Raw genomic sequence first — 18,467 nt, 5'->3', positions numbered from 1 at the left:
CCCGCAAACAGCACCCCACACGCAAGCGTAACCAGCCTCAGCCAAGGCTTCATTAACATCTGCTTCTCTCCTTTACTCCGTAATGATGTTGTTGTGTCTGGATACCGCGTCACCGCATCCATTCCGATACGGCCTTCCCTCGCTACATATATCCATGTCTCAGCCAAAATCCCGCGCAATTCCCGGGCCAGACTAAAACAGCGCGTAGCCTAACTGGACAGATACCCTGTGTCAAGGAAATTGAACATCGCGACGCGAGGCGCCGCGATGTTTCAGGGATATTTCTTTAAGGCGCCGTGCGCGTCGCGCCGGTCACCGGCTTTTCTTCTGTGACAGCAGGATAAGGAGCAGACTTGTTGACATAATGCAACACCAAGCCCGTCAATACTGCACCACCCACGATATTACCGAGCGTTACCGGAATCTGGTTCCAGAACAGCCATTGCCCGACAGTGATGTCAGCGCCCAGGAGAATAGCGGTGGGCATGACAAACATGTTTACGATGGAGTGCTCGAAGGCCAAGGCAAAAAAGGTTGAAACCGGCAACCAGATAGCGACCACCTTACCAGTAGCGGACGTGGAAATCATGCCCAGGATGGTACCCATCGCCACCATCCAGTTGCACAATATGCCTTTGACGAAGGCGGTCACCCAGCCGTTTGCGCCCGCGTGCTCATATACCAGTGTTTTGGAAATGGCCACAGCAATGATCTTTTCCCCAAGTGCACCATGCCCCTCGACAAACGCTTCGGTCAAGGCGATAGCGAGCAAGAAGCCGACAAAAACACAGCCGAAAAAATTCCCGATATACACCCAGGTCCAGTTGCGGAACAATTTATCGAGTGTGGTTTTACCCCGCAGCACGCCGACGGGCAGCACTGCGAAATTGCCTGTGGCAAGCTCCATGCCGAGCAATATGATCATGGCAAAACCGACCGGGAAGACGGCGCCTGAAACGAGTGCACCAACGTTTTCAGGAAGACCGGCGGAAACCTTGAACGCAAGGGCAGTGCCATACGCCAGAAGGGCGCCTGACATGAAGCCTTTGACCAACATCGTGCCCACGTCCAGTCCCGCCTTTTTCTTGCTGGCAGCTTCCACCTCTTCCATGAGTTTCAATGGCGGATGATAGTCCATACTTTTCTCTCAATTCTCCTAACGGAATGTTTACGATTTATGCGAATGTTCTGCCTGGTCCGCTTTGATCGGGTTTGTCCGGGCCAACACCGCCACCTACTAGCAAAGTTCCGAGCCACCAAAAGAAAAGCAGCACCGAAGCTATGACCATATACCACCCGGCATTCTCCTGATCATTCACCAGGTAACTGTTGCAGACACGCACAGGCGCAACAATATATAACCATCCGAGTACCGCCAGCATACTGAAAAAATTGGTCCAGACAAAGCCCCGGCCAATAAGGGTCAGGCGCCTCCAGGCCAAAACCAGAGGAAAGCCGACGAGAAATGGTAAGCTCAGGAATTTTGCCACTTCGGCCCATGGATCTGTCAGTGCTGCATCCAGCGCCCGAGGAAGCATCCAGTAACTTGAAGCAAACAATGCCGCTATTACACAAGGCCAGGCGCCACCGAACCGGATCAGGAGAGAGTCCTGCGTACGCCCAGGTACCAAGCGGGCAGCAATGATTCCGATTACTACAAGCAAGGGCATCTGCACCAGCATATGCCTGCTCATGGAGGCTTCCAGCCAGTCTCGTGCAATAGGTGTGGCAAGGAGCAGGTAGAACACTCCAAGCGCAAGCGCGCTTCTGCCGGGGTGATGAGATAGGGTTGCGATCATAGCAATGCTACGACTTGCTCAGCGAATGGAATCGCTTTATCGATATCGCTGATCAGCCTGAGTCTTCCATCCCGCCCAACGAGATGGAGAGCGGTGTTATGCTCGAATCCGCCGAACTGGTCCGGTATCACGATAATGCCGAACGCATCCAGCAGCGATTGAAGCTCCGCCTTGTCCTGTACTCTTGCGATACGCCAGATCTGGCCGTCGGCACCATAGGCTTCGCCATACTTCTTCAAATTGGCGGGATCGTCGTGCTCAGGATCAAAGCTGATGCTAAGCAGGGCAAAATCGCGCCCCAACGACTCCTGCGGTATCAGGTCCCGAATCTGCTTGAAGATCATGCCCATGCTGCGGCACAAGGTGGTGCAGCGCGTGAAGATGAAGTCTACCGCAAGCAACTTGCCCTGGTAATCTTTCAGGTGAAAGATTTTTCCGTTCTGATCTTCAAGTGTAACATCTGGCAGCGCACGCGGGGAACGAAGTATTTCCACGCGCCTTGCCGTTTCGGCCGTAAATGCCGTGAACCCGTCAGTGCCCCACCAAAAAACCCATGTGCCCAGCGAAGTCACCAGCGCTGAAATAAGTACGCTGCGTTTTGCCAGGCTCATGGGTTATGTCACGTCCTTACCATGCAGGTATTATGTAGCCATACTTCGTGCAAGAGAGGCACGTTGATAATCGCGACTCGCCAGCCCCAACCGCGTAAGAAAGCGGAAAATGAATACTAGCACGGAAGCGATCAACAGCATTGCGAAATATGAAGCAATTTTGTCGTAAGGCACCCATTCTGGAAGATGTTCCGCGTAACGGCGCGGCGCGCTGATTTTCCCCGAATAGAGGAAGCTCATGGTGAAGCCCATCGTGCCGATAACGAATCCCCAGAAAGCAGCGACGTCAAGGGCGCTATCCGGCGCATTCTCGTTCGGCTTGCCAAGGTAATACATGAACCCGAAGACCATCGCAACCATGCCGAGCAACAGATAGGTATGGAAGTGTCCGGGCACCCACAACGTGTTGTGCATGACATAGTTGACCGTGATGGTGCCGTCGATGAATGCGGGCATGGCTCCGACCGCCCAGCCGAAGAGCGACACGAACAGCAGTCGTGAGCACATATCCCAGCGAATGCCCGAGCGGTACACGATCATCATGGCGCCATAACCCGTAACGATCAGGATCGGGAAGGTATTGAGATAACCGATGATGTGACCCATGATCAGGAACCACTTGGGAAAGGCATAATCCATCAAGAGGTGGTGCGGGAAGATGAACATGACCATGATTGTGGAAGCAGTCCAGGAGGCAAGAAACACCTTGTTCGACTTCCACGGGCGTTGCGTATAGCGCGGCAAAATCTCGTAGACCGCAATCACCGCCATGTAGATAACTGCATTGATGAATACATGGCCAAAGAAATAGATCATACCCTTGGCCAGCAAGGCATCAATTTCGAAAGTCGGAACATAAAGATTTACCAGCATCATCACCAGGATGCTGGCGCCAACCACCAGGCCAATCAGATTGACGATGGTGACCATGGTGCTGGCGACAACCGCGGGCGGAGGTGCATTGCCGTCATCGGGGCCGAAAAGCTGGGGCCAACCAAGTCCGCGACCCAGACCGCCGTAGCGGCTGATGATTGCGCGAGCGATATCCAGATGCAGCAGGACGAAGCCAACGCCAATCACGAGTAAACCACCCATGAACAGGGCAGCAGCACCCGGGGTCCACATTCCCATCGAATTTCCAGGCAATGGAAAGAGGAATGTCCAGGCCGCATGGAAATCACCCAGCAGGACGCTTGCCAGGATCATGACGACACCTGTCAGGAACAGGATCAGGTTGGCCATGAATATACCTGTCGACAAATCGACATATTGGCGCAGAAAATGCCACATGATCGCTGCTCCGGCCAGCGCGACGATACCCACCATTCCAGCACCGTGCAACGTCATGATTTTATAAAACCAGAGTGCCCCGATTGAGATCATTTGCGCCTGCTCCATCCTCATGAGCAGGCCGAAAAGCATCATCAGTAGCAATACTACACAGGAGATGACCAGATAGGCCAGCACCCCCGCCTTTGCTCCCTGATCGGGAACTGGGGTATAAGTATAAGTTGCCATGCTTATTCCTCTCTAAGATTTGCCAACTTTGATTTCGGTCATCATATTGTGGTGGGCAACACCGCAATACTCCATGCACAGCACCCGATACGTACCCTCCCTGGGGAAGGTGATGTGGATTACGTTGGTGTAGCCGGGCATTGCCTGGGTCTGAGCAATCAGGCGCAGGTCGGGATCATAAATACCGAAACCATGGTTTACGTCGGCGCTGGTGACACGTATCTCGACCGGCTGATTTGGCTCGACCTGGTCGCGGTCCATTTCCCAGTACCACATATGACCGTTAACATTGATAACCTGGGCAGGACCGCTACTGGCCACCGCCTTGGGACTGTAAGGCAAGTCCATCAGGTTGTAGATCATTGCCGGGAAGAATACAAATGCCACTGCCCAGAATAATTTGGTGCGGAAACTGTATGCCCGCTTCACCAGCGGCCCGTATTCTTCCTCGCGTTTGCCGGAATTGATGGCGACGAACACAACACCAAAGGTGATCATCAGCATCAATACAAGGGAAACCTGCCACGCGGTTTCTTGCATTATATTCTCCTTCTTTCTGTATATTTCATTTTAATACCCAACCCAGTTAAAACATGGAATATCGGCCGACAGGAGGCCCGAGTGCATGCGATGATCATGGCGTGAGTGAAAATGTGCTTTTTTCAGGTGATTTTCCAGATTGCATGAGAATTCGCCCGGGAACACAGACAATCCCGCCAAAACGTTCACGCAGCCGCGATGCCTCCGAAACTATTCATACTCACCTTATTCTGACCAGGAAGCGACGTAGATTTGACATGCATCAGAATATCCTATCCAGTCGATACCGTCAGAAAAAAAAGATAAAGAACCATTATCGAATAGCTGAGCCTGCAATCTCCACGCCTTTTACCTCTGACCCCGCACTTTTTACCGCTTGTCGTGGCCTATCATGCAGTTGTATGCAGGCGAAAAAAGCAGTATTTCCAAACTTCTTTCGCGACCATTGAACAGCTGACTTGAACTGTTCCACCCCTCTTGCCGGAAATAATCCTTTCCGATCCCACACCAACAATATCATACCCGCAATACCCATACTTGCTACGCTGGTATGCATATTGATTACTGCGTGAGGGCTGGAGTATGCTGGATGAAGAGTTCGATGTCAAGCGCGACATATAGACGGCTCAAATCCGTAACCATAGGAAATGTAGGGTTAAATTCTCTCGAAAGAGGTCATGAGCAATGGCAGTTTCAATCGCTGCAGGAGTCTTTTCCGGCCCCTTGACGCGGCGTCCTTATGCTTTCAGCCATGCCGCCAGGCATAGTACTTTTCCACACAAAGCGGTGTCCGCGGAGCCAACAGTCAGGGCAAGGGGTATTCAGGAGCACCTACTCACTTATTCAGCACCTCCTGTGCCTGCAATCCTCCTGATGCCTGCGAATAGAGCTGATGGAAGTTCGCAATCTCGGCATCCGGACTATGGTCGGAGGACATACAGGAGAAGCATTTCGTGCCTGGAAACGCAGCTGATCACTGTTACTTATCCGGTTCTCATGCCTGAGAATGTATTACACTTCGGGGGGAGTCCTGTCGCTGCCTGTACCATTGCTCCAGCATCATCAACACCCATACCATGGTGCCGTGATATCCGGCGTGCTCCTCCAGGTGCTGCTGCAGCAACTTCTCGATAAAGTCGCCGCGGATGACGTTTCGCGATTTGAGATCGCTCAAGCTATCCCACGCCAGGTCCTGCAGGTTTTTGTGAGTTTGAAGCCACACCCCGAAAGGCAACCCGAAGCCATGTTTTTGCTTGGCAATAATATCGTCCGGCAAAAACCCTCGCAGCGCTTCCTTGAAGAAGTAGCGCAACTTCGTTCCCTTGAGTTTCAGGTGAGGCTCGAGCCGCAGGGAAAAAGCAACGATCTCATCGCTGATGAGCGGAAACGCCACATCCATTCCCGCCAACTCGCACGCCTTGGCTACCTTGGGCAAATCGTTATCGGCGAGCGTGAATTTGCGGTCAAAGGCAAGCATTTGATTTATCAGACTTCCCGCGCCATTCTCCTGATAAATCTCGTCCAGCAGGCGCGCCGGATAACCCGGATTTACCGCATCGAGAAATTCAGGGGTAAAAATAGCTTTGCGCCCGTAGCGTTCGAGAAGATTATAGGTCTCGGTGCGCGCTGGCATGGGAATGGACGCCTGCTCGACATAACTACGCGCCTTCCGTATCAGGGGAAGCGCGCCTCCACCAGGAAGACCAAAAACGATCGGCTCGATGAGTCCCTGGCGCAACAACAAGGGAGCCTGCTCATATAGCGAGAAAATGTATTGCTTGGCATAACGTACGTTACCGCCAAAAAGCTCATCGCCCCCATCTCCGCCGAGCATTCTGCCGAGGCCGTCGGATTTTGCCATCTGCGCGCAGTAGTAGGCGGGTAACGCGGAAGAGTTACCGAAAGGCTGGTCGAATACTGCTGCAACCTGGGGAATGGCGGAGACGATATCCTCCGGTGTAACGTAGTACTCCTGATGACGGGTACCGAAATGCCTGGCCGCGATCCGGGCATATCCCATTTCGTCATAACCCGTTGCATCGAAACCAATGGAATAGGTGCGTGCTGGCTGCCCGCTCACTTCCCCCAGTATCCCGGCAATCGTCGAACTGTCGGTTCCGCCACTGAGAAACGCTCCGGCTTCGTCATCGCCGATGGCGGTCCGCACGCTGGAATGCAAAACTTCCATAAATTCCTGCTTGAGTTCCTGGAAGGGACGTCTTTCATCTTCCCGAAACCGCATCTCCCAGTATTTTCCAGTCTCGATGCCGCCCTTACTGTAGACGAGATATTCGCCTGGCAGAAGGCGTTTCTGGCGCTGATAAATGGTGTCAGGACCAGGCACCATGTGAAAGTAAACGTAGTTATACAGACTCTGGGGGTCGATTTCCGACCTGATCGAAGGATGCAAGCGGATGGCATCCGTTGACGAGGCAAAAATCAGGCCCCCGGCTAAAGCCTGGTAGGAGAGTGGGTAAGTGCCCATGCGGTCTGTCGCCAGAACGACCTCATTCGCATTTTCATCGACAATACAGCATACAAATGCACCGGTCAGACTCTCGAAAATCTTTGTGCCTCTTCCGCCTCCTCCACTCCTTTCCCGCCAATTTTCAGCCAGCGTTTTCGCTATGCCTTCGCGTTGCGCCTGTTCATCCAGACGAGGTTCCAGAAAATTTCCCCGCCCCCACAACACGGCAAGAAGCCCATCCCTCTGATAAATGTGAGCGCGCCCGTCCGGAGCAGCGATTGCTAAAGCACTGTTCCCGCTCGCGCACGCGTGCAACTTACAACTGTCAAACCGTACGAGCGGGCTAGCCATTTGCCGGACCAGCGCCAGGTTTTCAGTAACAGAATGGCTATATCCCAGCCAGCCGCATAGTCCACTCACAGGAATTCTCCACGTTTTCTTGGCATTGTGCTTCTCGTTATCTGATGGGTTTCTTGTGGATTATTTGCTTTTTGCCGTCCCCTTGGTCAAAAGGCATAACAGTCCTCATGCATGACAGTGCTGAATCTGCTAGACCAGCACTTCCATGGGCGGCGGATGACTGAGAAACGCGGTAGGACTGGCGGTCAAGCCGTATGCGCCGGACTGGAACACGACGATAAGATCGCCTGCTTCTGCCCTGCTCATCTCCATGCGGTCGGCCAGAAGATCCAGCGGTGTGCAAAGCGGCCCCACCACCGAAACAACTTCCCTGTCGGTTCCCTGTACCCGATTTCCCACTACGACCGGATAATTCTTGCGTATCACCTGACCGAAATTGCCGGAAGCCGCCAGATGATGATGCAATCCGCCGTCCGTGACCAGAAATATCTGCCCTCTGGATTCCTTGCGTTCGAGCACCCGGCAAACGTAGATGCCGGCCTCCGCCACGAGGTACCGGCCGAGCTCGATTACTATGCGCGCCTCGGGCAGCGCCTGCCTCACTTCGGGCATGAGGCGCCGCAGATTCTCACCAACCGCCGCTATATCCAACGCTTCATCCCCGGGAAAATAAGGCGTGCCGAAACCGCCGCCTATGTTCAGCATGCGGACTGGAACAGGAGCATGTTTCGCGAGTGTAATGCCCAACTGGAAGGTCTTTTCATGTGCTTCCTGCAGGGCGGCCACTCTCAGATTCTGGGAGCCGCTGAAAATATGAAACCCTTCGAAATCGAGTGCCAGTTTTCCCAATCGGGCCAGCATGCCGGGAACGCGTTCGGCATCCACTCCAAACTGCTTGGGACCACCGCCCATTTTCATGCTGGATGATTTAAGTTCAAAATCCGGATTGACGCGAACGGCCACTTTCGGACGAATCCCAAGATAATCACCCAGGGTGGCGATTCGCTCCATTTCCTGTTCGGATTCCATGTTGAGAACGATGCCGGCGGCAATGGCGCAGGAAAGCTCGCTGTCCATCTTGCCCGGGCCGGCGAAGCTGATTTCGCCGGGTGGCATGGGTGTATCGAGGGCAATCTTCATTTCCCCGGCTGAAGCGACGTCTAACCCATCCACCAGTCGAGCCATATGCTGCACAACGGCCGGCATGGGATTGGCTTTCATCGCATAGTGCAAGTGAATTTCCGCAGGCAGATGCTGACGCAGGAGCGCCACGCGGTCCGTCAGTCTTTGTCGGTCATACGCATAGAAAGGTGTCCTTCCTACGCGCTGCGCCAGGCGTGTGAGAGGCAACCCTCCCACCTGAAGGCAATCGTCGTTTATGGAAAATTGAATGGGCGCGTGTCTTGGCCGAAGATCCGTCATCCGCCGGGTTCCATGAAAATATCGTGCAATTCCTGCGCGAGACGCTTGCGATCGATCTTGCCATTGGGGTTGCGCGGCAAACTGCCCTCTCTGTACTCGATCCGGCCGGGCAGCATGAAGGCTGGAAGATGAGTCTTGCACGCAGCCAGCAACGCATCCTCGTCAGACTTCAAACCCGCCCTCGGAGTCGCAATCAGGACAATAGCATGGCCCAGCACAGGGTGAGACACGCCCACCGCGGCGACCTCTCCCACCAGCCCCGTGCCATAAACGACTTCCTCGACCTCCGTCGGACTGACACGATAACCGGATGTCTTGATCATTTCATCGCGACGGCCGATAAAATAAAGAAAGCCTGCTTCATCCATGCGGACCGTATCTCCCGACCATACTGCCAGTTCGGGGATAGTCAGACCAGGCTCCCGGCAAGGAGCAGGTTTGAATCGCTCAGCGGTTTTTTCCTTGTCATTCCAATACCCCATGGAAACGAGAGGACCTCTATGCACCAGTTCGCCCGGTTCACCCGCAGCGCAAGGCGACCCGTCCTCCCGCACCACCAGCACCTCAGCATTGGGAATGGCCTTGCCGATGGAGTCCGGACGGGTATCGACTTCTTCAGGGGGAAGAAAAGTGGAGCGAAAGGCTTCGGTAAGCCCATACATGAGAAATACGGCGGCATGGGGCAGCACATTGCGCAACAGATCGAGCGTCGCGCGCGGCATCGCGCCGCCGGAATTGGTGATATAACGTAACGGAATATCCTTCGGCCAGCTTAATTGCGCCAGTTGAATCCACAGAGGCGGAACCGCCGCCAGCCCTGTAATCTTTTCTTCCTTCAACATATTGATGATATCGCGGGGGAGCAGATAGTTCATCAGAACGCCGGTCGCTCCGACACGAAACGCGGTAGTAAGCTGACTCAGTCCGTAATCGAAACTGAGGGGCAGCACAGACAGAATACGGTCGTCCGGACTGTTCTTCAGATATTGAGATACGCTTGCCGCGCCCGCTACGAGATTGCGATGGGAAAGAACGACTCCTTTCGGCTTCCCCGTGCTTCCTGAGGTGTAGAGGATAGCAGCCATGTCAGCATCGGTGGCGCGGTGGGGAATTGCACGCTCATCAGGTCTGCCGGCAGTGATAATGTCATTCCAGGATACGACAGTCAGACCGGCAACAGGCATGGCGCCCTCTGCCCGATCGGTTACAATCACTGCATGGAGATCGTGGCATTGAGGCAGCACTTCGACAAGCAACCTCAGCCGCTCGGCCGAAGTCACGAGAATTCTTACGTTACAGTCCCGCAGGATGTAGGCCACCTGTTCGGGTTTCAAAAGCGGGTTGACTGGCACGAAAACGCCTCCCGCGGCCGCTGCCCCAAACAGACTCGTCACTGCCTCTATGCGTTTCTCAAGGTAGACGGCGACACGCTCGCCTCGATCCAGCCCCAGTGCCAGCAGACCTTCTCGCACCAAGCTGATTTCGTGCGCAAGATCAGCGTAGCACAGCCTGTTTCGCCGGTAAACCAGCGCTTCCTTATCTGAAAAACGACTGGCAGATTCGAAAACAAGATCCTGGATAAGGTGCGTCATTGGAAGCAAGCCTGTTGACTGTAATTTTGATGGGGAATGCACGGCTGCATGGTATTACTTCAAACCGTGACGATTCATCAAATCATAAATAGTGGGACGACTGACGCCCAGTAATTCAGCCGCCTTCACCACGTTTCCGTCTACTCTCGCCAATGCTTTCATCAGCGCATTGCATTCTGCCCTGTCCCGTATCTGGCGAAGATTAATAGGCTCAGCCGCACTTGTGCTGTACAGGCCCAGATCATCCGCGCCGATTACCGAGCCCTCTGCCATGATGACTGCGCGCTTGATACAGTTCTCCATTTCACGCACGTTGCCAGGCCACGAATGACTTTCAATGGCAGCCAGCGCTTCCTGGCTGAAATTCAGAGAGGAACGTTTCTCCTGCATGCAAAACTTGTTCTTGAAATGATGAGCAAGCAGCGCGGCATCCCCCACCCGCTGCCGCAGGGGGGGAATGGTTATCAAGATTTCACTCAAGCGGTAATACAGATCTTCGCGAAAACGTCCATCCTCGATCAGTTTCTTGAGATTCTGATGAGTGGCGCATACCACGCGCACGTCCACTGGTATTTCCTTCCGACCACCTATTCGCTCGATCACCCTTTCCTGCAAAAAACGGAGAAGCTTTGCCTGCAAGGGCATGGGCAGATCGCCCACTTCGTCAAGAAAAAAAGTGCCTTCGTGCGCGAGTTCGATTTTTCCGGGCGTCTGCTTGACGGCTCCCGTATAAGCACCCTTTTCATAGCCGAACAATTCACTTTCCAGCAACGACTCCGGGATGGCTGCACAATTAATGGCCATGAAGCGCTTCTCCCGCCTGGCGCTCAACTGATGCAGCGCCCGCGCCAGAATTTCCTTGCCGGTACCACTCTCGCCCAGCAGTATAACCGTAGCATCCGAGGGCGCAACTTTTTCCACGTTGCGGCATACCTTGCTCAAAACGGGATCGCGGGTTATGAGGCCGCTGATGGGAGAGTTCATCTGGGCCTGCAACAGGTTGCGATTCTCCTGCTGCAAAGCATAGAGATAGTATGCCCGTTCTATCACCAGACTCAGGATATTGGGATCAAAAGGCTTCTGATGAAAGTCATAAGCCCCTGCAGCGATAGCCTTGAGAGCATTTCCATGGTCCTGATTCCCGGTGAGGACAATTACCTTCGTATCCGGCACCAGTTCAAGTATCTGTTCTAGCGTAGCCAAGCCTTCCGAAGCGCCATCGGGATCGGGAGGAAGTCCCAGGTCCATGGTAACAACGGCGGGTTCATGCCGTCTGACCAGAGCAAGCGCGCTTTCGCGGTCGCTTGCCACCAACACTTCATAAGCATCGAAGCTCCAGCGCAATTGGCGTTGCAATCCAGGGTCATCCTCGATTACCAACAGACTCTTCTTATCCTGACTCATCCAATCCTCTTATTACCGGTGTTACGGTCCTCGAATTCATTAAATCAGCCGGCCTTCTGAATGCCCGCAGTCCGCACTTCATAAAGGGGCAGAATGATCCGGAAAATCGTACCATTCGAGGCACTGCTACTGACTTCCACCTCTCCGCCCAATTCGGCAACGTACTCTCTGCTTTCAAAAACCCCTATCCCCATGCCTGCCGACTTGGTAGATTCGAAAGGTTTGAACAGCTTTTCACGAATGAATTTCTCGCTCATGCCATGTCCTGTGTCTTTTATTTCTATTACGGCAAAATCATTCTTTCGCATTAGCCGAACCCATACTTGTCCATTGCGCGCAGTGGCTTCAATTGCATTTTGAATGAGATGGCCAACTACGCGCTCCAGGCGGGCAACGTTTGCATATACGGAAAGACCAGGATCCAGTATCTCAAGAACAGGTTTGGGTTCGGTAATGGACTTGCTTTTCACCGCCTCCTGCAGCAACTCGGCAATAATGAGGGGAGCGGGCTTCTCCGGCGAATCGCCACTGCTCAATTTTTCCAGGAGACGCCTCATCTTTTGTACGGAGAGATATACGGTTTCTATCATGTCCTGCTGAAATTCGGGATTTTTCCTGTGCTTCTCGGCATTCGAGAGCAAGAGGGACAACTGTGAAACGAGATTCTTCAGATCATGCACGACAAAAGTCGACATCCGGTTGAAAGACTCGAACTGGCGCGCAACCATCAGGGCATTCGCGGCCTCGTGCTGCGCCAGATAGCTTGCTGCCTGTTTGCCGGCGACCTTGAGCAAGTCGCTTACTTCCCAGTTCAACTTGACCTTGCTCCGCGGTTGGACCAGCACTACAAAGCCGAACAATTTTCGATGCTGAATCAGCGGCACGACCAGCCATGCCCTGGAAATTGCGTGCAGCCATTGGGGCAGAGGGATTGCGTACTTTTCGGGACCTGCTGCGTATTCTCCCAGATCGATTACCCACTCCCTGTTTTCCAGAAATTGACAGAAGGGGCCGCTTGATGGCTCCGCCCCGCCTACCGGCGGTATATTCAAATGCGTGACAGGTTCAAAGATTTCCGATTCCTTTCGGATCCACAAGCTTCCGCCCGGGCTTTCCACCAGTTGCGCCAGAGCCTGGATCACGCGCTCCTCCAGCCCATGCTCGCCTTCAGCGAGAGTGCGGGTAAAATGCAGCCATTCTTCCCGATAGTCATAGTTGTAACTGAAAAAATGCTTACTGATGAAGACTCTGAGCCAGGAGCGCAGCGTTCCGGAGAATAGCACCGCCAGAAGAAGAACGATTGCGCCAAACAGGAAACTGACCTGCATGACAGTACCCCAGCTTCCTCCGAAAAATCGAAGGTAGTAACCGGTGGCAGCCATTGCCAGCAAATAAGCAGCGGCGCCGAACAATGCAGCCGAGTAGAAAAGAATTCGGCGCGACACGGCGATCCCCAGCGACCAGTCGGGATTGCGCGCAGCAGAAACCGCTATAAGCGGAACGACCAGAGCATTGATTATTCCACGTGCTGCCCATATCTCGGGATTGATCTGCTTGAGAAGCAAAGCATCGCTGTAGAGGTAAAAATCGTAAGCAAAGATACCCCCGATGCCGAGACATGCAAACTTTATGCCCCATCGCTGTCGTAGAGGGGTGTTACGATAAACCTGCTCGACGAGGATCATGCCCAGTATGGCCATGGCAAGACTTCCGACAATATTGCTCGTGAAGTCAGTCGTTGCGTGGAACGCAAAGTCATCCTTCCCATGGGAATACACCGCCACAAAAAGACAACCGGTATATAGCAGCGCAATGGCCGTGAGAGCTGGGGAAGTTCTTGTGCCGGAGGAGTTTTTTTCCTGCTGGTGGAGTCCCAGCAGCACGATCAGAAAGCCTGTCCATCCAGCATTTCTTAGAATCTCCAGCATATCCGATGAGAGAGAAAGAGGAGCATTCTGGTTTGCCTGATAAGCAAAGAAAGCGGACCATAGTACCGAAAGCAGGCATGCGACAAGGAGCATCATGCCATGCAGCCGCCCTCGCCAGCTTGTAAGCAGGAGCGCAGCCAAGACCAGATACGCCATTCCAGCCATTGCATAGCTGGCGCTGGCTACCGTCGTCAGCATCTCGGGCTATAGTTCCTCGAAATCATCTTCCACCCTTGCCTAACAGGACAACCTCAATGGTTTCTATCAGGATAATGACATCAAGGAACAAACTGTGGTTCTTCACATAGTAGAGATCGTACTGAAGCTTTTCGATTGCGTCTTCTACTGAGGCTCCATATCGATAGCGAACTTGCGCCCATCCCGTTATTCCCGGTTTTACGCTGTGCCTGACGTTGTAATAGGGAACTTCCGCGATCAACTGGTTTACGAAATAAGGTCTCTCCGGACGTGGCCCGACGAAGCTCATATCTCCGTTAAGCACGTTGAATATCTGGGGAAGCTCATCGATCCTCAGTTTGCGGATAATTCTACCGACACGTGTCACTCGCGGATCATTTGTCAGCGCCCACTGCGGCTTCCCCCCCTTCTCGGCATCATTCCGCATGCTGCGAAATTTGACGACCATAAAGGTCTTACCGCCCTTTCCCACCCTTTCCTGGCGGTAAAAAACTGGCCTGCCATCCTCTAGAAGAATACAGAGGGCAGTGACAATCATGACGGGTAACGTAATAATCAACAGTATGCTGCTGGCAACCACATCAAAAACACGCTTGATAGCGGTTCGGAGGGGACTCTGATCGAATCCTCCGCCAAAAATCAGCCAACTCGGGTAAAGGGAATTGACGCGAATCTTGCCTTGTTCACGCTCGAAAAAAGCGGCTGAATCAGTAACCTTGACACCGTTCAGCTTGCATTCCAGCAAATCCTGTATCGGGAAGCATCCTCCTCTGCGTTCCTGGATCGCGATGATGATCTCCCTCACCTTGAGACGGTTTACAAGGGATATCAGGGAATCCACTCTGGGCAATACCGAGGCGGCCGGAACTTGCAACTCTTCATCGGGCAGGGGAACGAAACCGAGGATCTTCAGGCCTCGATGCCTGGAACTATCTTTCGCCCGATCGACGAACTCTCTGGCCCTTCCGCCTATTCCCAGCACAATAGCCTGGGATTCGAGAAGCCGCAGGCTCGACCATTTAAGAAAAGCCGCACGCATCAGGAGAATGCCGGAAAAGGCAAGGAGCATTACCAGTCCCAATATACCTCGCCCGAGATAGAGATCGGGCACCAGATAGAATATCAGGGTCATGATCCCGAATCCGGCCAATAAGGATGGCATCAGGCGGAACAGAGTATCCTTCATATCCAGCCGCGAATCGAGCTGATACAGTCCCATCGCGGCCATGCACAGGATCATGACAAAAGCAAAGGTGGCAGCTTCCGGAAACAGGGAGGAGAGGGAAAATGGTTCAGCGTAGTTAAAAAAACGAAGGCCTGTTCCAAGATACACTACGAGCATCAGCGCGAATACTTCCGCGCCGATGAGCAGGACTACCGTTCTTGATATGTAATGATTAGAAATACGAAACAATTTTCACTCCTCATCCTGTGCCGCAATGAGCAAGGCAACTCGCGCCGCCTCTTTCAGCCGTCTCTTTCCTTTTATTGAACCGAAGATCTGGCCGGGAGACTCAGGCCCGACACATGCGAAAAATTACCTGCCGGCTTAAACGCACTGCTTAAAGTACTACTGGGCCGCCCATCCAATTCGCCGGCAATTCTTCGATGCCAGTAGCGGCGTATCACGCCATTCCTGCGCTCATAAGCATTTAACTTCCTAGATTATATGAAACCTTCTTCGACGGAGTATCCGTTTTCCGAACTGGATACACTACATCATATCAATTTCTACAGCAGGGACAATTGGACTTTAGTACGTCGAGAGCCGGAAAGTAGCGTTGTCCGGGGCGTTGCGTCATTCCGCATCGAGCACTGCGAAAACATGGAAAGGAGAAGTGGAACAGAAACCAGCAGGAACCAGAGGTAAAAAGAATATCGAGGTTGAAGTATTGGACGGACTATTGGCTATTGAGCGAAATCTGGCCGCGGAGTGAAACACTCAATGGCTCATTTTCGAGGAATCCCCGGGGTAGATGGATCCTTTGACAATCAAAGCCAGCTTGAGGCGGTCGGCAATATCCAGCTTGCGAAAGACTTCCGTCAGGTGAGCTTTTACCGTCCGCTCCGTAATATCGAGCCGGCGAGCAATCTGCTTGTTCGTTTCACCGTTTCCCACAAGCGTTGCAATTTCATATTCACGTTGAGTCAAATTGGCAAGCAACTCTCCAACCGCCTGTTTGATTTTGGTCTTTTCCTGGGTGATGGTAACAAGCTCATTCAGCAGATGCCAGCTGAGCGTTCTTCGAATCCAGAGTTCGCCGCGCTGCACCGCTGTCACCACACTTTGTAGCTGCTCTCCGTCGATATCGCGCCGACAGACCCCCCTGACACCGGTTCTGAACAACGCCCACTCGGCCTCATCCGGAAGGGAGTGACTCAAGACTATCACCTTAGCCTCCGGATGCAATTTTATAAGCGCCGAAATTCCACCCGGAGCGCTCAATTGCGGCAAATCATAATCCAGCAGCAGGACTGAAGGCTTTAAACGAGCCAGTTCGACCTTGAGAGATTCAAGATTGGTCGAGCAGAATATTGGGGAGAGGGTGCGCACCCCCTGTTCCCAATGACACAGATCGTCCTGAGAAGCGCTAGCCAGCAGGATCAAGGAGTTCTCCCGGAAAAAAGCGAGTCATCAGTGCAGCACTCTATCCATTATCTTGCCCAGCATCCCCCGTGTCACCCAGATCTCGCCACGGTCCACGACACGAACAGCCTTCAAAAAATAAAAAGGATCAGCCTCATGACTCAGACAGCCGCGCGCTCCATTCGCCAGAGCCTGGATGACCTGTTCCTCCTGAACCGATTTATCGGTCAGCAGTAACACGAGCGTTTCAGGGCATGTCCGGTGTAAAGCTTCCAGCAGCGCACATTCCCTTTCAATGGATAAATCGAGATTGACAAAAAGAATACGCGGCTTGAATTGGGTAATCCTGGCAACTACATCTTCAGTTGATACAAGGTTTTTATGAGGTTCAGGCTTATGACCTGCGGGAATGTCGTCCCGGTCGGACATCACATCTGTCAACACCTCGATACCCGGTCCTCCCTGCAAAGACTGTTCCAGTTTCGCGCGCCTGCCGGCGTCAGTGTCTGCTATTGCCACGGTAACGGTTTGCATTGTTTCTCCTTCCAGTTACTTCTCAACTACCCAGAAATCAGCCGATATTGCAGGTATGAGCAGTTTTCAATCACGCCTTTACTCCGGTTCGATGCGACGCAGCAGTTCCTGAATGTAGGTCGCAGGGATAGCATACGTTATGCCGCTCGGATTGCTGAGCGCCGCCTCCTTCTTCCCTTTTACGAATACCATGTTGATTACGCCATAGACCACCCCCGACTCGGGATCATAAAGCGGACTCCCGCTATTGCCCGGATACGCGGTGCCGTCGAGCTGAAAAACCGCATAAACGGGCTTTTGTAACTGGTTGATCATCTTCGCGTCGAGCTGCCGCGAATTATGCGCGGGCAAAATAATCGGCGTGATGGATGAAACCATGGCACGATGGGTAACCGGGTAAAATCCAAGAACCATCCCAATCGGGAAACCGGTGAAAGCCAGATTCTGCCCTTCACGCACCTTGCGCGCATCCCCCAGTTCCATAGCTGGCAAAGCCGCGCCGGAAATTCTGAGCACCGCCAGATCGTGCTCCTTGTCGATTGCAGCAATATCGGCAGACCTGAGTTCGCCCTGTTTCCCCTTGCCGGTAATGACGGTATATGACTCATGATTGGCAACGTCCAGCCCCTCGGGAACAACATGGGCATTCGTAACCACATGGAGGCCATCATTCAATACAAAACCGGTTCCGAGGAAATTCAGAGCGGGCGAACGTGTTTTCTGGAAAGTACCCACCCCTACGATCGAGGGCTTGACACGTTCAATAGTCTTGACAAGGTCGCTACCCCAGAGCGGGGTAACGAACATGAGCGCCAAAACGCTGAGGCATTGAACAGAGCCGATGTGGAGAACCAGTAAGGCTTTGCGGATGCGCATCATCCCTCGAATTGAATTCATTTACAACTTCAACCGATCCCCCTGAGACCTCCTCCAGTTTCTTCCTGGATTACTCGCGCAGCGGCCCGCAGGCTCATCTGCATCCTTCCATCTTGTAGATGAAGTAGCCGTCCTTGCTGATTGCTTCCTCGACATTGGCAGGGGCCTTTTCGCTGTGGCAGAACCTGCACTCCCTGCTGCTAACCGTTGCATCGCCTTCGCCAACAGAAGTCAGCCACTGCTTCGCATACTCGATCGCTTTCTTGTCGTCTCTCGTGTTTGTAAACACGTCAAAGTGCATCGTGCGGCCATCCTTGGCTTTCACCCAAGTGTCATATACATGCATTTCCATAAGCTTTCCTCTTCGATGGTTTCAAGTCTTACCAGGGTTGGTAATTCAATAACAGCACATAGACTATCACGGCAAAAGAAAAAGTGAAATGTAGCGCATGCAGAGCCATTGTTTTTCTATGTCACTTCATTATATTGCCCCCTGTCCGCAGCCGCTTCCGGTTAAAGACAATGCGCGGTTGACATGACGTCAAACACTTCTCAGGCGCGCCGACCTGGCCCGAAATCATCAGGTTTGTCATAAAACTGTGACAAAACTGTAATGAAACGGACATCTGCC

At 53.1% G+C, this 18,467-nt stretch carries 15 protein-coding genes; all 15 read right to left on the bottom strand.

Annotation, left to right across the window (positions count from 1 at the left end):
- Window positions 1-286: 286 nt before the first annotated feature.
- Window positions 287-1,138: a formate/nitrite transporter family protein gene (locus C8R21_RS10445; RefSeq protein ID WP_107762637.1), complete on the bottom strand. Its 852-nt coding sequence runs from the start codon at window positions 1,136-1,138 to the stop codon at window positions 287-289.
- Between the two features lie 37 nt (window positions 1,139-1,175).
- Window positions 1,176-1,799 carry a hypothetical protein gene (locus tag C8R21_RS10440; protein WP_107762636.1) on the bottom strand — a complete coding sequence of 208 codons (624 nt, stop codon included), beginning with the start codon at window positions 1,797-1,799 and terminating at the stop codon, window positions 1,176-1,178.
- The gene (locus tag C8R21_RS10435; RefSeq protein WP_107762635.1) at window positions 1,796-2,410 is read right to left on the bottom strand and encodes an SCO family protein; all 615 of its coding nucleotides are present in this window, start codon (window positions 2,408-2,410) and stop codon (window positions 1,796-1,798) included. Before C8R21_RS10435 ends, C8R21_RS10440 begins: the two co-directional genes overlap by 4 nt.
- A gap of 30 nt (window positions 2,411-2,440) precedes the next feature.
- Entirely contained in the window at window positions 2,441-3,928 is a 1,488-nt protein-coding gene (locus C8R21_RS10430) for a cbb3-type cytochrome c oxidase subunit I (protein ID WP_107762634.1), read from the bottom strand.
- Window positions 3,929-3,940: 12 nt separating this feature from the next.
- Window positions 3,941-4,468, bottom strand: a complete 528-nt coding sequence (locus C8R21_RS10425; protein ID WP_107762633.1) for a cytochrome C oxidase subunit II — start codon at window positions 4,466-4,468, stop codon at window positions 3,941-3,943.
- 994 nt (window positions 4,469-5,462) lie between these two features.
- Window positions 5,463-7,355 (bottom strand): asparagine synthetase B family protein, encoded by a 1,893-nt coding sequence (locus tag C8R21_RS10415; protein ID WP_107762631.1) that lies wholly within the window; start codon window positions 7,353-7,355, stop codon window positions 5,463-5,465.
- 129 nt (window positions 7,356-7,484) lie between these two features.
- Entirely contained in the window at window positions 7,485-8,717 is a 1,233-nt protein-coding gene (locus C8R21_RS10410) for a pyridoxal-dependent decarboxylase, exosortase A system-associated (RefSeq protein WP_107762630.1), read from the bottom strand.
- Window positions 8,714-10,309 (bottom strand): acyl-CoA ligase (AMP-forming), exosortase A system-associated, encoded by a 1,596-nt coding sequence (locus C8R21_RS10405; RefSeq protein WP_107762629.1) that lies wholly within the window; start codon window positions 10,307-10,309, stop codon window positions 8,714-8,716. The genes C8R21_RS10410 and C8R21_RS10405 overlap by 4 nt, the downstream gene beginning before the upstream one ends.
- Before the next feature lie 54 nt (window positions 10,310-10,363).
- Window positions 10,364-11,713, bottom strand: coding sequence for a PEP-CTERM-box response regulator transcription factor (prsR, locus tag C8R21_RS10400; RefSeq protein WP_107762628.1), 1,350 nt, complete (start codon window positions 11,711-11,713; stop codon window positions 10,364-10,366).
- A 44-nt stretch (window positions 11,714-11,757) separates the two neighbouring features.
- Window positions 11,758-13,839, bottom strand: a complete 2,082-nt coding sequence (gene prsK / locus C8R21_RS10395; protein WP_107762627.1) for an XrtA/PEP-CTERM system histidine kinase PrsK — start codon at window positions 13,837-13,839, stop codon at window positions 11,758-11,760.
- A gap of 22 nt (window positions 13,840-13,861) precedes the next feature.
- Window positions 13,862-15,253, bottom strand: a complete 1,392-nt coding sequence (locus C8R21_RS10390; protein ID WP_107762626.1) for a TIGR03013 family XrtA/PEP-CTERM system glycosyltransferase — start codon at window positions 15,251-15,253, stop codon at window positions 13,862-13,864.
- Between the two features lie 528 nt (window positions 15,254-15,781).
- The gene (locus C8R21_RS10385) at window positions 15,782-16,447 is read right to left on the bottom strand and encodes a LuxR C-terminal-related transcriptional regulator (RefSeq protein ID WP_258192352.1); all 666 of its coding nucleotides are present in this window, start codon (window positions 16,445-16,447) and stop codon (window positions 15,782-15,784) included.
- Between the two features lie 27 nt (window positions 16,448-16,474).
- A complete protein-coding gene (locus tag C8R21_RS10380; protein ID WP_107762625.1) occupies window positions 16,475-16,960 on the bottom strand; it encodes a response regulator transcription factor in 486 nt (161 codons plus the stop codon).
- A 78-nt stretch (window positions 16,961-17,038) separates the two neighbouring features.
- Window positions 17,039-17,839 carry a S1 family peptidase gene (locus C8R21_RS10375; RefSeq protein ID WP_107762644.1) on the bottom strand — a complete coding sequence of 267 codons (801 nt, stop codon included), beginning with the start codon at window positions 17,837-17,839 and terminating at the stop codon, window positions 17,039-17,041.
- Between the two features lie 91 nt (window positions 17,840-17,930).
- Window positions 17,931-18,188: a DUF2024 family protein gene (locus tag C8R21_RS10370; RefSeq protein WP_074708876.1), complete on the bottom strand. Its 258-nt coding sequence runs from the start codon at window positions 18,186-18,188 to the stop codon at window positions 17,931-17,933.
- Window positions 18,189-18,467 lie beyond the last annotated feature (279 nt).

It is taken from the genome of Nitrosospira multiformis (genome assembly GCF_003050865.1).
GTDB classification, from domain to species: Bacteria; Pseudomonadota; Gammaproteobacteria; order Burkholderiales; family Nitrosomonadaceae; genus Nitrosospira; species Nitrosospira multiformis_E.
The sequence above is the reverse complement of the archived record's forward strand: the minus strand, read 5'-3'. Positions and strand labels throughout refer to the sequence as shown.